This window comes from Paenibacillus paeoniae (assembly GCF_003388735.1).
Lineage (GTDB): Bacteria > Bacillota > Bacilli > Paenibacillales > Paenibacillaceae > Pristimantibacillus > Pristimantibacillus paeoniae.
Map to the genome: position 1 here is coordinate 263,055 of NZ_QUBQ01000001.1, position 20,010 is coordinate 283,064.

General features: G+C 51.3%; 18 protein-coding genes and 1 riboswitch. Of the genes, 12 read left to right on the forward strand and 6 right to left on the reverse strand.

Annotation, left to right across the window (positions count from 1 at the left end):
- Window positions 1-4: 4 nt before the first annotated feature.
- The 6 genes from DX130_RS01240 to DX130_RS01265 all read left to right on the forward strand — a co-directional run bounded on the left by DX130_RS01240 (window position 5) and on the right by DX130_RS01265 (window position 9,178).
- Complete coding sequence (locus tag DX130_RS01240) at window positions 5-1,525, forward strand: leucyl aminopeptidase (protein WP_206098752.1); 1,521 nt, start codon at window positions 5-7, stop codon at window positions 1,523-1,525.
- Between the two features lie 22 nt (window positions 1,526-1,547).
- Window positions 1,548-2,255 (forward strand): DNA alkylation repair protein, encoded by a 708-nt coding sequence (locus tag DX130_RS01245; protein ID WP_116042190.1) that lies wholly within the window; start codon window positions 1,548-1,550, stop codon window positions 2,253-2,255.
- 250 nt (window positions 2,256-2,505) lie between these two features.
- Window positions 2,506-5,421, forward strand: a complete 2,916-nt coding sequence (locus tag DX130_RS01250) for a 2-oxoglutarate dehydrogenase E1 component (RefSeq protein ID WP_116042191.1) — start codon at window positions 2,506-2,508, stop codon at window positions 5,419-5,421.
- 6 nt (window positions 5,422-5,427) lie between these two features.
- Window positions 5,428-6,678 (forward strand): 2-oxoglutarate dehydrogenase complex dihydrolipoyllysine-residue succinyltransferase, encoded by a 1,251-nt coding sequence (gene odhB / locus DX130_RS01255; protein WP_116042193.1) that lies wholly within the window; start codon window positions 5,428-5,430, stop codon window positions 6,676-6,678.
- A 161-nt stretch (window positions 6,679-6,839) separates the two neighbouring features.
- The gene (locus tag DX130_RS01260; RefSeq protein WP_116042194.1) at window positions 6,840-8,717 is read left to right on the forward strand and encodes a PAS domain S-box protein; all 1,878 of its coding nucleotides are present in this window, start codon (window positions 6,840-6,842) and stop codon (window positions 8,715-8,717) included.
- On the forward strand, window positions 8,714-9,178 hold the full coding sequence (locus tag DX130_RS01265) for a VOC family protein (RefSeq protein ID WP_116042196.1): 465 nt from the start codon (window positions 8,714-8,716) through the stop codon (window positions 9,176-9,178). The genes DX130_RS01260 and DX130_RS01265 overlap by 4 nt, the downstream gene beginning before the upstream one ends.
- 176 nt (window positions 9,179-9,354) lie before the next feature.
- Here DX130_RS01265 and DX130_RS01270 read toward each other — a convergent pair whose 3' ends face one another.
- Window positions 9,355-9,570 (reverse strand): hypothetical protein, encoded by a 216-nt coding sequence (locus tag DX130_RS01270; RefSeq protein WP_116042198.1) that lies wholly within the window; start codon window positions 9,568-9,570, stop codon window positions 9,355-9,357.
- Window positions 9,571-9,647: 77 nt separating this feature from the next.
- Entirely contained in the window at window positions 9,648-10,877 is a 1,230-nt protein-coding gene (locus DX130_RS01275) for an aspartate aminotransferase family protein (RefSeq protein ID WP_116045638.1), read from the reverse strand.
- A gap of 245 nt (window positions 10,878-11,122) precedes the next feature.
- Between DX130_RS01275 and DX130_RS01280 the strand changes: the two genes are divergently transcribed.
- The 3 genes from DX130_RS01280 to DX130_RS01290 are packed head-to-tail and all read left to right on the forward strand — an operon-like array spanning window position 11,123 to window position 13,707.
- Window positions 11,123-12,118, forward strand: a complete 996-nt coding sequence (locus DX130_RS01280) for an ABC transporter ATP-binding protein (protein ID WP_116042199.1) — start codon at window positions 11,123-11,125, stop codon at window positions 12,116-12,118.
- Window positions 12,115-12,918: an ABC transporter permease gene (locus tag DX130_RS01285; RefSeq protein ID WP_116042201.1), complete on the forward strand. Its 804-nt coding sequence runs from the start codon at window positions 12,115-12,117 to the stop codon at window positions 12,916-12,918. Before DX130_RS01280 ends, DX130_RS01285 begins: the two co-directional genes overlap by 4 nt.
- 6 nt (window positions 12,919-12,924) lie before the next feature.
- Window positions 12,925-13,707 (forward strand): ABC transporter permease, encoded by a 783-nt coding sequence (locus DX130_RS01290; RefSeq protein WP_116042202.1) that lies wholly within the window; start codon window positions 12,925-12,927, stop codon window positions 13,705-13,707.
- A 239-nt stretch (window positions 13,708-13,946) separates the two neighbouring features.
- On the opposite strand, the gene DX130_RS01295 is transcribed toward DX130_RS01290, so the two are convergent.
- Window positions 13,947-14,387: a hypothetical protein gene (locus tag DX130_RS01295; RefSeq protein WP_116042204.1), complete on the reverse strand. Its 441-nt coding sequence runs from the start codon at window positions 14,385-14,387 to the stop codon at window positions 13,947-13,949.
- A 4-nt stretch (window positions 14,388-14,391) separates the two neighbouring features.
- Window positions 14,392-14,571, reverse strand: a riboswitch (cyclic di-AMP (ydaO/yuaA leader).
- Window positions 14,572-14,738: 167 nt separating this feature from the next.
- Between DX130_RS01295 and DX130_RS01300 the strand changes: the two genes are divergently transcribed.
- Complete coding sequence (locus DX130_RS01300; protein WP_116042206.1) at window positions 14,739-15,695, forward strand: aldolase catalytic domain-containing protein; 957 nt, start codon at window positions 14,739-14,741, stop codon at window positions 15,693-15,695.
- Window positions 15,696-15,821: 126 nt separating this feature from the next.
- Here DX130_RS01300 and DX130_RS01305 read toward each other — a convergent pair whose 3' ends face one another.
- Window positions 15,822-16,133 carry a hypothetical protein gene (locus DX130_RS01305; RefSeq protein ID WP_116042208.1) on the reverse strand — a complete coding sequence of 104 codons (312 nt, stop codon included), beginning with the start codon at window positions 16,131-16,133 and terminating at the stop codon, window positions 15,822-15,824.
- Between the two features lie 117 nt (window positions 16,134-16,250).
- Window positions 16,251-17,630, reverse strand: a complete 1,380-nt coding sequence (locus DX130_RS01310) for a Glu/Leu/Phe/Val family dehydrogenase (RefSeq protein ID WP_116042209.1) — start codon at window positions 17,628-17,630, stop codon at window positions 16,251-16,253.
- A gap of 123 nt (window positions 17,631-17,753) precedes the next feature.
- Between DX130_RS01310 and DX130_RS01315 the strand changes: the two genes are divergently transcribed.
- Window positions 17,754-18,179, forward strand: coding sequence for a gamma-glutamylcyclotransferase family protein (locus DX130_RS01315; RefSeq protein ID WP_116042211.1), 426 nt, complete (start codon window positions 17,754-17,756; stop codon window positions 18,177-18,179).
- A gap of 107 nt (window positions 18,180-18,286) precedes the next feature.
- Here DX130_RS01315 and DX130_RS26300 read toward each other — a convergent pair whose 3' ends face one another.
- Window positions 18,287-18,442, reverse strand: coding sequence for a hypothetical protein (locus tag DX130_RS26300; RefSeq protein ID WP_165861109.1), 156 nt, complete (start codon window positions 18,440-18,442; stop codon window positions 18,287-18,289).
- 157 nt (window positions 18,443-18,599) lie between these two features.
- Here DX130_RS26300 and DX130_RS01320 point away from each other — a divergent pair, with 157 nt between their 5' ends.
- The gene (locus DX130_RS01320) at window positions 18,600-20,006 is read left to right on the forward strand and encodes a copper resistance D family protein (RefSeq protein ID WP_165861110.1); all 1,407 of its coding nucleotides are present in this window, start codon (window positions 18,600-18,602) and stop codon (window positions 20,004-20,006) included.
- Window positions 20,007-20,010: the final 4 nt, after the last annotated feature.

The window sequence follows — 20,010 nt, forward strand, 5'->3', positions numbered from 1 at the left end:
AATTATGGCGACATCAATTAGGATAGGGAATAGACAGGCGGGGGAATCGGCGCCTGATGCTCTCGTACGTTTCATCATAGAGGAAGAATTAAAGGGATCTGCTGAAATCATACATGCTCAAATCGACGGGCAGCTGCGCGCTTGCCATGCCAAGGGGCTGTTCCAGGCGAAGCCGGAGCAAGCGGAAGGTATGCCGACGCTTGGGTTGCTGGAAGCGGCGCATGTGGTATTCGTAGGTTATGTGCCGGGTTCTGGTGCAGAAGGGTTGCGTCATGCCGGCGCTGCTGCAGCGAAAGCGTTGAAGAAAGTCCGCGCTGTTCATGCGGAGTTCTTGCTCACTTCGTCTGCTCTGGAGCAGGATCTGGGCGCCATCGGCGCAGAAGCTGCGGCACAGGCGATCACAGAGGGAGTGCTGCTTGCGCTGCATGACAGACAACCGCTGAAGAAGGAAGAGCAAGAACGGTTCCAGCTTAGCGGGGTTTCGTATCGTTTTGAGGACGGCTTCGACGGTCCGCTGGTTGACAGTGAGCTATGGAAGAGAGGCGCTGACAAAGGCCAAGTTCTGGCTTCAAGTGTGGCATATGCCCGTGATCTGACGAATCTTCCCGGCAATGATCTGACGCCGGAGCGTCTGGCGTTCCATGCGGAGGAATTGGCATTGCACTATGAATTGGAGATTGAAGTCATAGATGAATGGACAGCAGCCGAGCAAGGAATGGGCGGACTGCTGGCAATCGGTCAAGGCAGCGTCAATCCGCCAAGAATGATCGTCATCCACTATAAGGGAGCGCCTGAGTCCTCTGAAGTTTGGGGATTGATCGGCAAGGGCATTACGTTCGATACCGGAGGTATTTCCTTAAAGAAGAGTGCCGGCATGGAGGAGATGATCTCGGACATGGGCGGAGCTGCATCCGTACTGGGGGCGCTGCGCGCCTTGGCGGAGCTTAAAGTGGAAGTAAACGCGCTCGTAGTCGTGCCAGCAGCCGAGAATATGCCGTCTGATCGTGCAATCAAGCCAGGCGACGTTATTCGTATGATGAGCGGACATACGGTAGAAGTGGTCAACACGGATGCGGAAGGCAGGATCGTGCTTGCAGATGGTCTGACCACGGCTATTCGCAGAGGCGCTACCAAGCTCGTAGATGTCGCGACGCTGACAGGCGCCGTTATGGTGACGCTTGGCTATGAAGCGACGGGAGCGGTTACGAACAATGATTCCCTTATGACGGATGTACTCCACGCTTCGGAGCGAGCGGGCGAGCGTGTATGGCAGTTGCCTGCATATCCTGAGTTTATGAAAGGTCTGAGGAGCGAGGCGGCCGATCTGAAAAATAGCGGAACTCAATATGGAGGCGCGAGCAAAGGCGGCATGTTCATAGGCTATTTCGCGGAAGGCTTGCCATGGGTTCATTTGGACATCGGCGGTACGGCATGGCTGGAAGCGAGCAGAGGCTGGGAACCAAAGGGCGGTACCGGAGTCATGGTTCGCACGCTGGTTGAGCTGACGTCAGGCCGACCATCTTAAGACATACTTTGCGGAGGTTAACATGACGTACGAAGAGATCATACAAGAGCTGGAGCGGCTAGGCAGCGAGCAGACGAAGCGGACCTTTCTCAGACATGGCGCTATGGAGCCGATCTTCGGCGTCAAAGTCGGCGATCTGAAGAAGCTGGTCAAGTATGTAAAGAAGGATCAGGAGCTTGCAGAGAGACTGTATGCATCCGGTATTTCTGATGCCATGTATCTGGCTGGATTGTCCATTAATCCCAAACTAGTATCCAAAGAGCTCTTGCAGCGGTGGATAAGCGAGGCTTACTGGTCTATGATATCGGAATACACCGTTGCCGGCGTAGCCGCGGAGAGTCCGTTCGCGCGGGAGCTTGCGCTGGAATGGATCGATTCGCCTGAAGAGATGACAGCCGCTTGCGGCTGGAGCACATACGCGGGGTATATTTCTATTACCCCTGACGGGGAACTTTCAATCGAAGAAATTAGCGACTTGCTTGCTAGAATACGCCGGGATATCCATACAGAGAAGAATAGAACTCGTTATACGATGAACGGATTTGTCATCTCTGTAGGCTCTTATGTCAAGGAGCTTCAGGGAGAGGCAAGCGACACGGGCGAAGCTGTCGGGAAGGTTCATGTCGATGTCGGCAACACCGCTTGCAAAGTGCCGTTGGCGACGGAATATATTGCAAAAGTAGCCGGTATGGGCAGGACGGGCATGAAGAAAAAAACCTGTATTTGCTAACCCATCACGCCTTATGATTGATGGACATGGCATTGATGCTTTAAATGCATGAAACCGATGCCAATATGGTTATGGAAGGCAAGCGGTTATTGTACTAAAATATGAAGAAGCTACGCAACTGCGCCTGTTAGGGGTTGTAGGCTTCTTCTTCCTATGCATCGGCATGGAAGGAGCGGGCGGCAATGTATGGAACTGGTCGCCATAGAAAATAATAGGATGGTTATGAATAGAGAGGGTGGAATTTTCTGCAATGAGCATCCATGATGAGCGCAACTCTTCGCCTTGGAAAAGCTACTATGGTCCCAATCTTGGTTATGTCCAGGAGCAATATGAACTGTTCCTGAATGATCCGAATGCTGTTGAAGCATCGGTTCGCGAAATGTTTCTCGTATGGGGGGCGCCGCCTTCCACAGCAGCTGCGTTTTCGTCGGCTGCGCCGGCATCTAGTGCCGGAGCCGTTCAGTCGGGCACAGCACCGGCTGTAGGTGGTCCGATTGACAGCAATATGCTCAAGAAGGTCGTTGCCGCGCATCAGCTTATGCTGAATATTCGCAGGTACGGCCATTTAGGTGCGGATATTAACCCGCTGGGCATTAGCCAAGCGGCTGATACGAAGCTGCTAGACCCTGAGACCTTCGGATTGACGAAAGAGGATCTGCTATCTATTCCTGCGTCCCTGATTTGGGACAACGCGCCGGAGTCCATTGCTAATGGTTGGGATGCCATCGTGAGGCTCAGAGAAATTTACACCCGTTCGGCTGCGTTTGAATTTACACATATTCATGATGAGAATGAACGTTCATGGCTTCACAAGCAAGCTGAATCCGGTTCGTTCCCTGCTCCTTTGTCTAATAGAGAGAAGGAAGCGCTATTGGAGCGCCTCATGCAGGTAGAGCAATTCGAAAGCTTTATCCATAAGACGTTTGTCGGCCAGAAGCGCTTCTCGATCGAAGGCGTCGACATGCTCGTTCCGGTATTGGATGAGATCGTACGCGCTACGGCGCATGACGGTGCTCACCATATTATGATCGGCATGGCGCATCGCGGACGTCTGAATGTGCTGACGCATGTTCTCGGCAAGCCTTATGAGAAGATCTTCTCCGAATTCCATCACTCCCCTAATAAGGAGCTTGTTCCTTCCGAGGGATCGATGGGCATCAATTACGGCTGGTCCGGCGATGTGAAATATCATTTGGGTGCTGACCGTGCTTTCACGGAAGGCGAGACCGTTCGTACCAAAGTTACACTGGCGAACAACCCGAGCCACTTGGAATTTATCAATCCTGTCGTTGAGGGCTTCACGCGCGCTGCACAGGAAGATCGCAGCAAGCCTGGTTTCCCTGAACAGGATTTGCATAGCGCCGTAACAGTCTGCGTACACGGCGACGCGGCGTTCATCGGTGAAGGAATTGTTGCCGAGACGCTTAACTTTAATAATCTTCAAGGCTACCGCAATGGCGGTACGCTTCATATTATCGCGAACAACCGACTGGGCTTCACAACGAACAGTGTGGATTCCCGTTCTACTTATTATGCAAGTGATCTGGCGAAGGGCTTCGATCTGCCGATTATTCACGTTAACGCAGACGACCCTGAGGCATGTCTCGCTGCAATTCGTCTGGCATGCGAGTATCGCCTGCGCTTCCAGAAAGGATTCGTAATCGACCTGATCGGCTATCGCCGCTTCGGCCATAACGAGATGGATGATCCGGAAGCGACACAACCGCTAGTTTATTCCAAAGTTCGCAATCATCCGACGGTTGCTACGCTGTATACGAAGCTGCTTCAATCGGATAAGACCGTTACCGAGGAGCAGGCAGCGAAGCTTCGCGAGAAGACAGCAAGCGCACTTCAGGCCGGTTATGATGCTATGAAGGCGAATGAAGGCAAGGCGCATGTTCAAATAGCGCAAGAGAACGGCGAGGTTGTACCGGAGGACGTCAGCACGGCTGTGCCGATGGAGACGCTCAAAGAAATCAACCTGGAGCTGCTGAATCGTCCTGAGGGCTTCACGGAATATACGAAGCTCCAGCGCATCTTGCAACGCCGCGCGACAAGCTTGAACGATGGCGAGAAGCTGGACTGGGCACATGCGGAAGCACTTGCGTTCGCAACGATTCTTGCGGATGGCACACCAATCCGTTTGAGCGGCCAGGATTCCGAGCGCGGCACGTTCGCTCACCGTCACATTATGTTGAACGACAATGCAACTGCCAAGAAGTTTACACCGCTGCATATGTTCCCGCAGGCGAAAGCTTCATTCGCTGTCCATAACAGTCCGCTCTCCGAGACGGCTGTACTAGCATTCGAATACGGCTACAACGTATTTGCACCGGAATCATTCGTCATTTGGGAAGCACAGTTCGGCGATTTCGCGAACGTAGCACAAGTCATATTCGACCAATTCATGGCTGCCGGCCGCGCCAAGTGGTCGCAGAAATCCGGTCTTGCCATCTTGCTGCCGCATGGCTACGAAGGTCAAGGCCCTGAGCATTCCAGCGCACGTCTGGAGCGATTCCTGCAATTGTCGGCTGATAACAACTGGACCGTTGCCAACCTGACAACTTCGGCGCAATACTTCCATCTGTTGCGTAAGCAAGCAGCGATGCTTGGCAGCGACAATGTGCGTCCGCTTGTATTGATGGCTCCGAAGAGCTTGCTGCGCAACCCGCGGGTTGCATCGCACGGCGTTGAATTCAGCGAAGGCTCCTTCAAGCCGGTGCTTCCACAGTTCAGCTTTACGGAAGTAAAAGCGGCAAAAGATAAAGTAAAACGTCTTATCCTTGGAACAGGCAAAGTGATGGTTGATCTGGAAGAGGCTATGTCTTCCGGGGGCGAAGGAGATTACGCTTGGCTTCGCGTAGCGCGCGTCGAGCAGTTGTATCCATTGCCGCAGGCTGAGCTTGAGCGCGTTATTGGTCAATTCAGCAAGCTTGAAGAGATTGTATGGGTTCAAGAGGAGCCGAAAAACCAAGGTTCTTGGTCTTATATGGAGCCGCGTCTGCGCGATCTTGCGCCAGGCAAAGTACAGGTCCGTTATATCGGACGACCGGATCGTGCAAGTACGGCAACAGGACATCAGGAAATTCACGCAGCAGAGCAGAACATGATTATTTCTTCCGCTTTGAATGGTCAGCCATTCGAATCGAGTTTGGTAAGGGGGTAGCAACAAATGGCAGATATTATTGTACCAGAACTGGGAGAATCGATCTCCGAAGGAACGATTTCAAAATGGTTCGTTAAGGAAGGCGACAACGTCAATCAAGGTGACGTTCTTCTTGAACTTGAGACGGATAAAGTCAATATTGAAATCAGTGCAGACAGCAGCGGTGTCGTATCCAGCATCGCGAAAAAAGACGGCGATGTGGTGCTGGTAGGCGAGGCGATCGGTTCGATCGGCGCGTCCTCCGGCGCACCAGCGGCAGCACCGGCACCGGCAGCGCCAAAAGCAGCTGAGACAGCTGCGCCTGCGGCTCCAGCCGCTCCAGCGGTAGCAGCACCTGCAGCTCCGGCAGCAACTGCTGCATCGGTTAACGCTTCTCCAGCTGCACGCAAGCTGGCTCGCGAGCAAGGCATTGACCTGACCCAAGTGAATGGCAAAGACAGCATCGGACGCATCTATCCGAATGATGTCCGCTCCCATAACGGACAAGCTCCTGCACCTGCAGCTACTCCAGCACCAGCCGCTCCTGCGCCTGCTGCGGCAACAACTGCCGGCGGCAAGCCAGTAGAGCGCAAGCGTATGTCCCGTCGTCGCGCGACGATTGCGAATCGTCTTGTGGAAGCACAACGCACTGCGGCTATGCTGACAACATTCAATGAAGTGGATATGACGGCGATTCTTGATTTGCGCAAGCGCCGCAAGCAATCCTTCTTCGACAAAAACGAAGTAAACCTCGGCTTCATGTCCTTCTTTACGAAGGCAGTTGTCGGCGCGCTGAAGCAATTCCCATTGCTGAACGCGGAGATTGACGGCGAGGATATCGTTGTGAAGCAATTCTACGATATCGGCATTGCTGTATCGGCAAAAGAAGGTCTTGTCGTTCCTGTCGTACGTGATGCGGATCGTCTGGGCTTCGCTGAAATCGAGAGAAACATCGTGGAATTGGCCAAGAAGGCACGTACAAATACACTATCCATTGGCGATCTGCAAGGCGGCAGCTTTACGATCACGAACGGCGGCGTATTTGGTTCCCTGCTTTCCACACCAATCTTGAATACACCTCAGGTCGGTATCCTGGGTATGCATAAGATTCAACTTCGTCCGGTAGCCATTGATAATGAGCGTATGGAAAACCGTCCGATGATGTATATTGCACTTTCCTATGACCACCGTATCGTCGACGGCAGCGAAGCGGTTCGCTTCCTCGTTGCGGTGAAGGACATGCTGGAAGATCCAGAGCAGCTTTTGCTTCAAGGCTAATCTGTCCCTGTCTTTACAATCAAGCTATTGGTTATCGTTTATCGATAACCAGTAGCTTTTTTTGTCATTTTTTTAGGGAGAAGCAGGAAGGGCGCAGGGCTTCGTGGAACATAGACTAACATGAGTCATTATGGACGATTCCTTCGAGGGGTGTAGCGGACATGGGTGAGAGAAGCAACGAATATTTGCTGCGTGAAAGCAGGGAAAGATATGATGCTCTCGTTCAATATTTGCCAGATGGTATCGTTGTACATTCCGATCTTCGAATCGTATTTGCCAATGAAGCGGCGCTCAGGATGCTTGGGGCATCCTCGATGGACGAGCTGATGGGACAGCCGATCCTTCCATTCGTTTATCACGACAGTATTCATCAGCTAGAGGAGAAGGTCCAGCAATTTTTGAAAGAAGGTCGTGCCATTCGTGCCGCCTACAAGCAATTTATCCGACTGGATGGCAAAATCGTAAAGACGCAGGTTCAGGCAGTGCCTATTTCGTTTGACGGCAAGCCGGCAGTTCAGCTCATCATACGCGATTTGTCAGACTGGATTCGTATGGAGGAGACGCTGCATGAGAAGGATGATCTTTATAAAACATTGGTCGAGCATGTTGTTGCAGGCGTATTTGTTGAACAACGAGGTGTATTCGCTTACTTGAATCCCTACTTAACGCAAATGCTGGGTTTTACATCTGAAGAGATGGTTGGCCGGAAGCTGGAGGAGTTTGTGGATCAGGATGAGCTGGATGTATTAAGGAAAAGCGAATTTTTCTTAAACAATACCGGGCAGAAGCAGTTTCCCTTTAGAATCAAGGGAAGGCATAGGGATGGCAGCACCGTCTATTTGGAGGGCAATAGCGCGCTGATTACCTTTGACGGAGAAGAGGCGCTTCTCGGCACGGTGCAGGATGTAACGATGAAGTACGAGCGGGAGAAGATGCTGCTCCACAATGCCAAGCTGTATCAGCGTATCATGATGTGCATTCCGGAGCCAATCGTTATCACGCATGGAGAAAGTGTCATCTATGTGAATCGCTATGCGATGGAGCTTATTGGGGCCACCGATGATTCTTGCATCGTAGGTCGGAGTTTATTCGACTACATTCATGAACATGATCGCGAGTGTGTGAAAGAAAGGCTGTTATGGACGATGTCCATCGATGAGCCGACGTCCTTCACGGAGGCGAAAGTTATTCTACCTGACGGACGTGTATTGGAAGTTGAGGCATCCAATATCAGCATTGATAATTATATGGGCAAAAGGGTAGTGTTGAGCGTTATTCGGGATTTGACGGAACGAAAGAGAGCGGAGGAGCGTATGCTTCGCTCCGAGAAGCTGTCGGTTATTGGGCAGCTGGCCGCAGGGGTCGCACATGAAATCCGCAATCCGCTAACCGCGTTGAAAGGCTTCACTCAGTTGCTGCGGACCAAGTACCGGGATGAAACGACGTATTTTGGGATCATGGAGGGTGAATTGGATCGTATTAATTTGATCGTAAACGAGTTTATGACGTTGGCGAAGCCCCATCTGTCTCCTTTTCAGCTGGGCAATGTGAATGATATTCTACAGAGCGTCGTCTCGATTTTGGATACACAAGCCATTCTGATGAATGTTGAGATCGTCTACCGACCGCTGGGAGTGTTGCCGCTAATAAGCTGCAATGAAAATCAGTTAAAGCAAGTGTTCGTCAACATCATCAAAAACGCAGTAGAAGCGATGCCAGGCGGGGGAGAGGTGGACATAACCGCCCAGACGCTGGAGACCCCTGACGGACAATTCATACATATTCGGATTAAGGATGAAGGACTGGGCATACCGGAGGACATGATCAAGCGGCTGGGAGAGCCTTTTGTCACAACCAAAGAAAAAGGAACGGGTCTTGGACTAATGGTAAGTACGCGTATTATTGAGGCGCATCAAGGGTCCATGCATATTCATAGCGTGCCAGGTGAAGGGACAATTGTAGAAGTGTCGCTTCCTGTTCGTTTCGCTAACGTTGGACTGAGCTTGAATCAAATAATAGAGGAGCGTGCAGAAGAATGACAGAAGAAAACGGCAAATTGGGAACAAGCACGATTACACAAATCGGCTTGCTGGTGCATGATATTGAAGCTACGTCGCAGGCGTATGCCGAGTTTTTCGGTATGGAGAATCCAGAGTGGTTTTGGACGGATACGGTTGACAAAGCACTGACGGAATATAAAGGAGAGTTGTCGCAAGCACGGGCCAAGCTGGCTTTTTTCGATATGGGATCGCTGCAGTTGGAGTTGATTGAGCCTGATCATCATCCCAGCACCTGGCGTGAGCATCTCGACGCGCATGGGGAAGGCGTCCATCATATTGCTCTGATTATCGAGGGGATGAAAGAGAAGATAAAGGTGATGGAAGGACAGGGCATGAAGCTGGTCCAGAAGGGTGAATATACGGGCGGACGTTATGCGTATATGGATACATTCCAGCAGCTCAAGGTTATGCTGGAGCTGCTGGAGAATGACGCGCAATAAGCAGGATTAGGTAGGGACAGCATGTACATACGGGTCTCTATACTGGGAGTAACGCCATTCTGTGATGAATCATTTATCAAGAGAATGGCGTTTTTCATTGGACTATTGACCATTGCAGGCAGTTCAAGCCTTGTGTTGTCGACTATGGCGACAGAGGTCTGCTCGTTGATTCTTAATCATGCTCGCAGCGCAGCATACGTATATTTCAGCATTTGAGGGGCTGCCATGTTCGCGGCAATAGAGAACCACTCGACATGCGTCATGATTTTGCAAACCAAATAAAAAGCGAATCCCCCGATCAATTCAAAGGCGATAAATTCCTTCCATTGCCATGCCGGTACTACATATACGGTAAAAGCATCCTTTTTTTCAGCCTCAAAGCGTACCTTCAACCTCAAACCCTCCTGCCGCAGTTTAACAGAGTTTCATACTCAATAGCGTATGCGCGGCAGCTTTTCCAACATTCGTTTTAACTTGCTTGCAGAACCTCCTGCAAGATATCCAGCATGGCATCGATGTGAGAATGCTGAACGATCAGAGCAGGCATCAGGCGAATGGTATGGGCATTAGTCGCATTGACCAAGAGACCCTTCTCCCTGCACTTTACTACTAGTGCTGGAGCGTCAGGTACATCGAAAGCAAGCAGTAAGCCCAAGCCCCGCACATTCGAAATCGGCAAAGAAGCGGATAAACGCTGCAGTCCCTCTATCAAGTATTGGCCTTGCTTATACGCGTGATCGGCCAGGTCAAGACGGAGCAGCTCGCGCACTACGGCAAGGCCTGCGGCCATTGCAAGCGGCTGTCCGATATAGGTCCCGCCTTGGTCCCCAGGCTGGAACAAGTCATATTGCTCTTTCGTCAGCATGGCCGACAATGGGAAGCCGCCGCCGATACCTTTGCCAAGTGTCATAATATCCGGCCCAATGCCGTAATGCTGGTAGGCGAACATTTTGCCAGTGCGGCCAAGACCTGTCTGGATCTCGTCGAATATAAGCAAGATTCCGTACATATCGCATATTTTGCGCAGTCCGTATAAGTAGGCTTCGCTGACGGGATGAACGCCGCCTTCTCCTTGTACAAGCTCCACCATGATGGCGCAGGTCTGGTTCGTGACCGCGGCGAAGCAAGCGTCGAGGTCGTTGATCGGCACATGTACAAAGCCGTCTACCTTCGGCGCGAAGAGCGGCTTCCATTGTGCTTTGCCAGTGGCAGACATCATCGCCAGAGTACGACCGTGGAAGCTGTTCGTCAGCGTGATGATCTCATAGGCGCCGTTCAAGTTCAGCGCTCCGTGCTTGCGGGCAAGCTTAACCGCGCTTTCGTTAGCTTCCGCTCCTGTACTGGTGAAGAACACCTTATCCATTCCACTGATACTGGTCAGCAGCTCTGCGAACTGGATTTGCGGCTCATTGAAGAAGGCAGGGCTGGCAAGTACCAGCTTGGATGCCTGCTCGGCAAGCGCCTCTTGCAGGACAGCAGGAGAATGGCCGAGACTGTTGACGGCCCAACCGCCAATAAAGTCCAGATAGCCCCTCCCCTCGGTATCGTAGAGCATCATGCCTTCACCGCGAGCCATGACGATATCGGGACGAATGGCTGTATGAAGCACATGTTTTTTGGCTAGCTCAATGAGGGGCGTTGTATGGGAAGCGGTAACGTTGTTTTGTTCCAAGGATGATACGTGTAAAAGATTGCTCATGATTTCCCTCCGTTCAACTGTTGATAATGTATAAATATACATCATAACGAATTTATATTCAATAAGCATATGAAGGATTTATCCATTTCTGCGAGCCTATTGGGGTATGAAAATAAAGATATACATTTATAGGAAGTTGTGTTATTATCTTTATCCCGCTGTGTGACAAAGAATTGAAGAGGGCTCGGACCAAGCTCTTCAATTGAACGGAATCGGCGCAAAACAAACAGGAGGATTAAGAGGTCATGAATCGGAACGATGCATGGATTCGGCTGGAAGGCATTGAGAAGAGATTTAAAGTCGCGACAAGGACGGCAGGGTTGAAGGAAGCGACCAAAGCCTTGTTCGTGCGAAAGCACACGGTGGTGGAGGCTCTAAAAGATATTAGTTTCTCGATTAGAGAAGGCGAGATTGTGGGCTATATCGGTCCGAACGGAGCGGGAAAGTCAACCACCATCAAAGTGATGAGCGGTATTCTGGTGCCGGATGAAGGACAATGCTCCGTGATGGGCTACATCCCTTGGAAGGATCGGACCGAGTACGTTAAGCATATAGGCGTCGTATTTGGACAGCGGTCGCAGCTTTGGTGGGACGTTCCAGTGATAGATTCGTTCGAGTTGTTGAGGGATATCTATTCAATAGCAGACGGGATGTACAGAGATAATCTGGCGATGCTGACAGAGATGCTTGATCTGGAGGCTATTCTGAAGATGCCAGTCAGACAGCTAAGTCTGGGGCAGCGAATGCGCTGCGAGATCGCTGCTTCCTTGCTGCATAGTCCCAAGCTGTTGTTTCTGGACGAGCCTACGATCGGGTTGGATGCGGTTAGCAAGCTGGCGGTACGCAACTTTATTAAAAGGTTGAATCGGGAGCAAGGCGTGACGGTTATTCTGACCACTCATGATATGAGCGATATCGAGGCGCTGGCAGAGCGGATTCTGATGATCGGCAAAGGCACCCTTCTGTATGACGGTACGCTTGATGAGCTGAAGGAGAGATTCGGCACGGGCAAGACAGTAACAGTGGACTATAGGGGACATTCGGAGCCTATAACAATTGAGGGAACAACACTGATCGAATGGACGACTGAGCGGGCCGTATATGGCTTTGATTCGGAGAAGGTTACGCTGGCAGAGATGGTCACTCGCTTGTCGGAATCCGTTGAGGTGGTCGATCTTGCGGTTTCGGCAAAGGACATTGACGAGGTTATTGTCCAGCTATATGCGGAGCACCAGATATGAAAGCTTATACTTCGATTTGGCGCCTAAGGTTTATGAATGGGATGCAGTACCGCTCGGCGGCTCTCGCAGGTATGGCGACCCAGCTTTTCTTCGGATTTATCTTCATCATGATCTTCGCGGCTTTCTACAGCAACAGCGCGGGCTCTCAGCCCATTACCCTGGATGATTTGATTACGTATGTTTGGCTGCAGCAAATCTTTTTGTCATTTATTATGTTATGGTTTCGCGATCAGGAATTATTTGATTTGATTACAAAAGGCAATATCGCCTACGAGCTTTGCAGACCGATGGAGCTGTATCCGCATTGGTATTCGAAGCTGCTGGCTCAACGCTTCGCTAGTGCTACACTTCGTTGTTTTCCGCTACTTGCTATCGTGTTTGTCATCCCTGAGCCTTACCGAATGGGACTTCCGCCGACTTGGGGTTCTTTTGGACTGTTCCTGATTGCGCTTGCGCTGGGTTTGCTTGTTGTTGTCGCAATCTCAATGCTGATCTACATATCGGTGTTTTGGACGATGTCGCCTGTCGGCTCCATTCTGATGGTTGCGGTCGCTGGCGAATTTCTGGCGGGTATGATTATTCCGGTGCCGCTTATGCCGTCGTGGCTGCAGCCGATTGTCTATGCGCTGCCCTTCCGCTGGACGACTGACTTCCCATTTCGGGTGTATTCCGGACATATTCCGGTTGCGGAAGCAGCATGGGGAATTTTGATTCAGCTAGCATGGCTGACGGTGCTTGTCCTAGCAGGGAAAGCTTTAATGAAAAAGGCGCTTCGGGCCGTCGTCGTGCAAGGAGGGTAGACGAACATGCGACTGTATATCAAATATTTGAGCATTCATCTGAAATCCCAGATGGAATATCGGACTTCCTTTTTGCTCATGAGCGTGGGCCAGTTTTTTATCCCCTTTATGGTGTTTGGGAGCCTGTACTTTATGTTCCAGCGTTTCGGAGAACTGCAAGGGTGGAGCTTTTTTGAGGTAGCTCTTTGTTTTGCGGTCATCCATTTGGCATTTTCACTAAGCGAATGCTTTGCACGGGGATTTGATTCCTTCTCATCGCTGGTCGCCGGGGGAGACTTCGACCGGCTGCTGGTCCGGCCTAGAAGCACTGCGCTTCAAGTATTGGGTTCAAAGTTTGAATTTACGAGAATCGGAAGGTTATTGCAGAGCGTCATTGTATTGGTCTGGTCGGTGTCTAATTTGCCACAGATATGGAGCCTTCCGAAGCTGCTGACGCTGCTGCTCATGATCGCCAATGGCACCATTATTTTTACGGGCATTTTTATTTTGGCGGCGACATTTTGCTTCTGGACGATTCAAGCGATAGAGGTGGCTAATGTGTTTACGGACGGGGGAAGGGAGATGGCGCAGTATCCCCTTAATATTTATGAAAAATGGGTCACGCGCTTTTTTACGTTCGTCATTCCGTTCGGCTGCGTCAGCTACGTGCCGCTCATGTATGTGCTTGATAAGCGGGAAGGCAGCATGTTCTTCCCTATGGTGATCACGTTCGGCGGTGTGTTATTCCTCATCCCTTGTCTTCTGATCTGGCGATTCGGCGTACGGCATTATCGATCGACGGGTTCATAGTCCATCTCGCTTCATCTATCATTCCAGGGTAGGCAGACGATGCGAAAGACGAAAGGTTGCGAATATGCAAAAAAGAGGTGCCTTACCATGGGAGAATGATGGTAAGACGCCTCTTTTTATGCTATAGAACGCAAACAAGCCCGGGCTTTCCGGGTGGGAAGGCTGCGGGCTTGATGCTGTTCGGCTTGCCTTGATAGGCTAACCGGCATAGGATATTCCCCATATCCAAGCGAAGGCTGTTAATCTACAGATAAATAAGCGACGGCGCGCTGTTGAAGAATGGATTCTTCGGCGGGCTCAGTCGAAGATGCCGGGCGTCCGGAGCCAGGATTCTGCAATTGTGTAATGGCGGCGGAAAATAGACGGTAGGCCCGGTTATCGGGATTAAGGGTATGCGCGATGCGTTCGGTTAGCTGTTCGGTCAAGGAAGCGATCGAGAAGCGGCCGATAAAGCTGCGGAATAGCGGACCCCAACGGTCGAGTTGCAGACTTGGCTCGCTGTCGCTGACGAATTGCTCGTTCCAGCCGAGGCCGAGGTCGCTGCTAATACGGAGACAAACGCGATATCCTGTTGAGTCGATTGCAAGCGCCGGAATGACGAATACTTCGACGCGGGTGATGCTGAGCTGCAGAGGTTGTTCCGAAGGGAATGGGGAATCTTGCAAGGATAAAGAAAGCATAAGACATCTCTCCTTTGTCCGCTTACGAGGTTAGCTGTCGGATTCGGGCTAGAGAGTAGACCCTACCGGGGGTACAAATCCCCGGACTCACCCCTTGCAAGGCTGCGGCCGATCGTCGGTCGCGTCGCGCTTACGTTGGTTCCCCCGCTTTTTCCTGGTCGGAAAAATTAAGCGTTGATGTTTACATAATATTTTAACTTTAAAATATCAATTTGTAAATGATATCTTATTTGGACAACCAAACGTCCAAAATATCCAAAAACCGACATAATTACTTTGCGTTCCCGTCATATTTCAAGTATGATGGTAGATAAAAAGTGAACTCATGTTCAAATCAAAGGAGCAGCAAGCATGCATTCGAAAACTAGTCATTGTAAAATTGTCGATTGTACAATTCGTGACGGCGGACTCGTCAATAACTGGGATTTCAGCGTCGAGTTTGTACAGCACCTTTATAATAGCTTAAACGAAGCTGGTGTCGACTACATGGAGATCGGCTACAAAAACTCGCCGAAGCTGTTGAAGGGTGCAGAGAGCGCAGGCCCTTGGCGTTTCCTGGACGATGATTTTCTTCGCAAGGTCATTCCGAACAAAGGCAACACAAAGCTGTCTGCGCTGGTTGATATCGGCCGCGTTGACGAGAATGACATTTTGCCGCGCAGTGAAAGCCTGATCGACCTGATCCGCATCGCCTGCTACATTCAAGACGTAGACAAGGCTCTTGAGCTGGTACAAGTATTCCACGATCGCGGATATGAGACAACACTTAACATTATGGCACTCTCCAACGTCATGGAGAACCAATTGGTTGAAGCGTTCAAACAAATTAATGACAGCGTTGTAGACGTAGTCTACATTGTGGATTCCTATGGCAGCCTGAAGCCGGATGATGTGAGCTACCTCGTTGACAAATTCCAGCAGCATCTGCCGAACAAGCGTCTGGGCGTTCACGCGCACAACAACTTGCAGCTTGGATTCGCGAACACGCTGATCGCGGCGAACAAAGGCGTAGAGCTGCTTGACGCATCCGTATACGGTATGGGACGCGCGGCAGGCAACTGCAACACGGAATTGCTCGTATCGGAATTGCAGAATACGAAGTACAATGTTCGTCCTGTTCTTGATATGATCGAGAAGTATATGGTTCCGCTTCGTGAGAAGGAAGAGTGGGGCTACATTATTCCTTATATGATTACTGGTATTCTGGATGAACATCCTAGATCTGCGATGGCGCTGCGCGCGTCTGAGAACAAGGATAAAGCGGTTGATTTCTACGATCAACTGACAACTCCGGAAATTTCCAAGTAACGGGAAGCTATTGTCTTTCGATAGTCCCCGCAAAAAAATGGCGCTTGCCGATAACGCGTTCGAACGCGTACGGCAAGCGCCATTCTAGTTTCTAGACTCCCATGTAAGCCTCAATTCAGAGAAGGATCAAGGCTGGATACGGCGCAGCTCGCCATCACCGCGAATGGCCGCGGCAAGGCTTGGTTCATTAGGGTGGAAATAAGCAGTGCCTTGGTACTCTTCGCCCGATCTGGACTTGGCCGTAAGTTCGACGCGGATGTCCTCGCTTTGGCCAAACCAGGAGAGGAGCGCGTGGTCGGTTACTCCGTCCACATCAATGTACCATAGCTTGTCTCCATAATCCGTGACGATGACGAGCACCGCATGCGAAAAGTGGAGCTTATAGTCCGAGTGCTGCGCGTATCCGATGATCAATGCGGTGAGTTCGATTGTTTCCATATTTCGTGCCTCTTCCTGTTGTTCTTCATTTCTGGCGTGCTTGGGCTTTGCCTGCTGTCTGTACAGCTTCTGGCGAGCAGACCGAGCATGATGACAGGAAAGCTGCTCTGAATTGCATTAATACAGCTTGCCTTGTCGGTATAAGACGGCGGACAGTTTGGTGACGGCATGGACGAAGCAATTTTGCCGGAGCGAGAGCGGGTCCCCAAAGTAGGCTGGCAATATGCTGTTCATCGTTTTCTGCATCTTGGCGAACAGTTGGTTGTACACTTCCGCTTCCGCATAGAATTGCGTCTCTCTGCCTTGCAGCCATTCGAAGTAAGAGACGATAACGCCCCCCGCATTCGCCAGAATATCCGGCACGACAATGACGCCTTGTGAAGTCAGCGTCTCGTCGGCTTCTCCAGTAATCGGAGCGTTGGCTCCTTCCACGATAATACGCGCCTTCACTTCATTGACATTGTCGCAGTGGATTTGATCCTCAAGCGCTGCGAGGAACAGGACATCAACATTCAAATACAGGACTGCTTCACGATCCAGCAATTCTCCCGCAATGCCGCTGCTCTTCAAAGTCTCTTCCGTTGATGGCAGATCGCCTCGGTTCGTCGATGCGTACTCGACAAGCGCAGGAACATCGAGGCCATTCTCGTTGTATAAGGTCACATTGCGGTCGCTGACTGCGACGACCTTGCCGCGGATATCGGTACATTTGTAAGCTTCCATCGCGGTTACGGAACCAACGTTGCCGAAGCCTTGTACAGCAATGGACATCGGCTTGTTCGCGTAGGCAAGCGCGGTCGCGGCAAAAGGGTTGGAACTGCCGGCCAGCCAGCCGACATTGTCGCGCATGAAATCATGCATCATATAGCGGAACGTAAAGTACACGCCTTTGCCCGTTGCTTCCCTGCGTCCAAGTGAACCGCCGCTAATCAGGCTCTTGCCTGTAAAGCTGCCTAAATACGGAGAGCCGGGATGAATGCTTTTGTATTCCGCCATCATCCAGTCCATCTCGCGCTCTCCCGTGCCCATATCTGGCGCAGGAATATCTTTATCGGGTCCCAGTATATCGCTGAAATACTGGACGTACTTTTTGCAGATGAGATAGAGCTCCTTCTCGGAGAAGCTTCGCGGGTTAATTACAACGCCGCCTTTGCCGCCGCCGAACGGAACTTCATGAAGCGCATTCTTGAGCGTCATAAGGGCCGCAAGATTGGTTACCTCGTCTTCACTGACGGATTCATGGAATCGAATGCCGCCTTTGTAAGGGCCGAGCGCATCATTGTGCTGAATGCGGAAGGCGGGAATACGCACGACATTACCGTCCTCCAGCGCAATGCGCAGGAAAGCCTTATGTACTTTGTTTGGTGTGGACAGAATGGCCGCGAGGGATTGGAATGCTTGTTCCCGACGCTGTCCTTGCACGAGCGGTAGGAAAGAAGAATCTCCCATTAACGCGTTCAGGGATTGTTGTACAATGGCTCCAGTCTGACTTGCCATAGGGATACGACCTCCTTGTAAGTAAGCTTATGATGTCTGCTTTGCCTGATTGTACCATATATTGCGCATGTGAATAAAATGCGCCATAATGTTAGGAAAGCTAACGCGTGAAATTTATCTATTATGAGACAGAAAGCAGGCGATCTCTTGTCCGTCATCCGCGTTTTTATTTACGGTTCTTTGCTTCCGGGTCAAAGCAATCATCATGTGGTATCCCGTTATGTGAAAAGTGATATGCCGGGCATGATTGCGGGAAGGCTTGTTGATTTTGGTCCCTATCCCGCCGCTGTTCGCGACCATGCTTCGAGGGAGCTGAAATCGACGATACGCGGACAATGGATTACGGTTGACCGGCAAGGCCTTGCAGCTATGGATATGCTGGAGGACTTCTATGGTGTGGAGGAGCGCAACGAGTACGACCGCATATGGGTATCCGACCTGGAATCCCCAGGGCTGGCAGGATGGGTATATGTGTGGGATACCGATCGAGGCTATCCTGCCATAGCAGGGGGATACTGGCCAGCTTATGCAGCGCGCAAGAGCGGATAAAGAGGAGCAAATACAAGAGGGCATCCCGGCAAGCGAGCAGCCAGACTGCGCGGCCGGGATGCCTTTTTGCACCATAAACCATTGGTTATGTGTACCCCTCGGGGCCATTATTCCAAGGCGTGGTCCTCTTCGGATGCAAACGCAACAAGCGCGATATCTTCTCCGCTCTGATCACTTAGCTGTTCTTCCAATTGTTTGATTGCGTCAAGCGCATCAGGGAGGTTTTCCAGCTTAGCCACGCGAAAGTGCCGATCCATCATCATTGTTCACATCCTTTTCACATGTCTACCTTTTACAGAATGAGCGAAGTTGCCTGTCTTTATACGTTTTTGCCCGGTTTTAAGCCTCTGTGGGCTCAATTGTTCTTTTTCCTTGCGTCTAGTAAACTGGAGTCGAATGAGGAAAGAAGGATGTGGAATCATGATCGTTGCTTCAAATTTACCTCAGGCTCATAAGGGCTCTGATAACCGTATAGCAAAAACAGCGGCGAGAACGGGCGCTTATGCAGCGCTGCTGCTGGGGATTCTAGCATGCTTGTTCTGGTATGCTGCTCCAGCGGCACATGCAGAGGGACAACAAGGCATGCTGTTAGCCATGCATGAACATGCGCAGTCGGGTGCATTGGGCTCGGATGGAGCGGTGCTGAAGGATAAACTGGAGGATGGCGTCATGTACGCTGTAAGAATTCTATACTATATGGCGCTCCTGTTGGCATCGGGAATGATGCTGCTTAGGCTTATCCTCCCTCAGAGCGACAGAGGCGCAGAGCAGCGCAGACTGATGGAGAGGTGGAGCGGCTTCGCCGTGAAGGGACTGCTGGTAGCCTCCATACTCTACGTTTTCATTCACGCTGCACGGGTTGTCCGAGAACTCGGCGGAGACGGGGATCTCTGGTTGCGAATTTTCATGGACACTACATCCGGTCAGCTGTGGCTGGCGTTAATTGTCTTGTCGGCACTGGGATTTGCAGCGGTGAAGCTGCCGGATATCGGCAAGGCAGTATGGGCGGTGCTTCTTCTTGCGACGGAGAGCTACGGCGGACATGCAGCCGCTTCCGAACAAGCTGTAGTCTCTATCCTGTCAGACTTTGTCCACCTTGCATGCGCGGCTCTTTGGGCAGGCGGGGTTATGCTGCTGCTATTGTTCTGGAGAGCGGATCGGAAGGAAGCGGGACGGTTCGCAGAACGCTTCTCCTCTGTGGCCTGGATAACGATCGTCCTCCTTATCGTCAGCGGCGCAGTGATGACATGGACGCTGATTCCAAGCTGGCTCTACTTGATTTATACGGATTGGGGCAAATGGCTGCTGGTGAAAACAGGACTTGTTATTGCCGTCGCTGCAGTAGGAGCTGTGCTGCGTTATCGCGCCAAACGTCGCGAGCTGCCGCGTGGATTTTGGCTTAAGCTGGATGGAGGGTTAATGGCCTTGATTGTCGCCATTGCCGCTATCTTCACGGTGATTAGTCCCATGCCGACCGGAAAGCCGCTTAACCATCATCAAATGGGCGAGGATCTGCACTACACGCTGAAATTATCGCCGAATGCGCCTGGACCGAACGAAGCGTCGCTTACGATCTGGCTGCCGGAGGGTGTCGGAGTGCCTCAAGCGGTAGCGTTAACCCTTCGCCAAGAGGGCAAGCCGCTAATGAACGTGTCGCTTATACAGTCGGAAGAGGGGGGCGGCATCGCATTCCCGGGATTCAATGAGTACAGGTACAAGGGACGCGAGTTCGTTCTTCCGAGACCGGGGAAGTGGACGGCAATTATGACGATTACGGGAGCCTCAGGGGAAACGCTGGAGAGAGAATTCGAGTTTGACAGCAATTAAGGCC

Excerpts from the sequence above, each read along its gene's own strand:
- DX130_RS01265 (WP_116042196.1), top strand. The coding sequence starts at position 8,714 with ATGACAGAAGAAAACGGCAAATTGGGAACAAGCACGATTACACAAATC.
- DX130_RS01295 (WP_116042204.1), bottom strand. The coding sequence starts at position 14,387 with ATGCTTTCTTTATCCTTGCAAGATTCCCCATTCCCTTCGGAACAACCT.
- DX130_RS01320 (WP_165861110.1), top strand. The coding sequence starts at position 18,600 with ATGATCGTTGCTTCAAATTTACCTCAGGCTCATAAGGGCTCTGATAAC.
- DX130_RS01240 (WP_206098752.1), top strand. The coding sequence starts at position 5 with ATGGCGACATCAATTAGGATAGGGAATAGACAGGCGGGGGAATCGGCG.
- DX130_RS01280 (WP_116042199.1), top strand. The coding sequence starts at position 11,123 with ATGAATCGGAACGATGCATGGATTCGGCTGGAAGGCATTGAGAAGAGA.
- DX130_RS01260 (WP_116042194.1), top strand. The coding sequence starts at position 6,840 with ATGGGTGAGAGAAGCAACGAATATTTGCTGCGTGAAAGCAGGGAAAGA.
- DX130_RS01300 (WP_116042206.1), top strand. The coding sequence starts at position 14,739 with ATGCATTCGAAAACTAGTCATTGTAAAATTGTCGATTGTACAATTCGT.
- DX130_RS26300 (WP_165861109.1), bottom strand. The coding sequence starts at position 18,442 with ATGATGATGGATCGGCACTTTCGCGTGGCTAAGCTGGAAAACCTCCCT.
- DX130_RS01315 (WP_116042211.1), top strand. The coding sequence starts at position 17,754 with ATGAGACAGAAAGCAGGCGATCTCTTGTCCGTCATCCGCGTTTTTATT.
- DX130_RS01285 (WP_116042201.1), top strand. The coding sequence starts at position 12,115 with ATGAAAGCTTATACTTCGATTTGGCGCCTAAGGTTTATGAATGGGATG.
- DX130_RS01250 (WP_116042191.1), top strand. The coding sequence starts at position 2,506 with ATGAGCATCCATGATGAGCGCAACTCTTCGCCTTGGAAAAGCTACTAT.
- DX130_RS01290 (WP_116042202.1), top strand. The coding sequence starts at position 12,925 with ATGCGACTGTATATCAAATATTTGAGCATTCATCTGAAATCCCAGATG.
- DX130_RS01310 (WP_116042209.1), bottom strand. The coding sequence starts at position 17,630 with ATGGCAAGTCAGACTGGAGCCATTGTACAACAATCCCTGAACGCGTTA.
- odhB (WP_116042193.1), top strand. The coding sequence starts at position 5,428 with ATGGCAGATATTATTGTACCAGAACTGGGAGAATCGATCTCCGAAGGA.
- DX130_RS01275 (WP_116045638.1), bottom strand. The coding sequence starts at position 10,877 with ATGAGCAATCTTTTACACGTATCATCCTTGGAACAAAACAACGTTACC.
- DX130_RS01245 (WP_116042190.1), top strand. The coding sequence starts at position 1,548 with ATGACGTACGAAGAGATCATACAAGAGCTGGAGCGGCTAGGCAGCGAG.
- DX130_RS01305 (WP_116042208.1), bottom strand. The coding sequence starts at position 16,133 with ATGGAAACAATCGAACTCACCGCATTGATCATCGGATACGCGCAGCAC.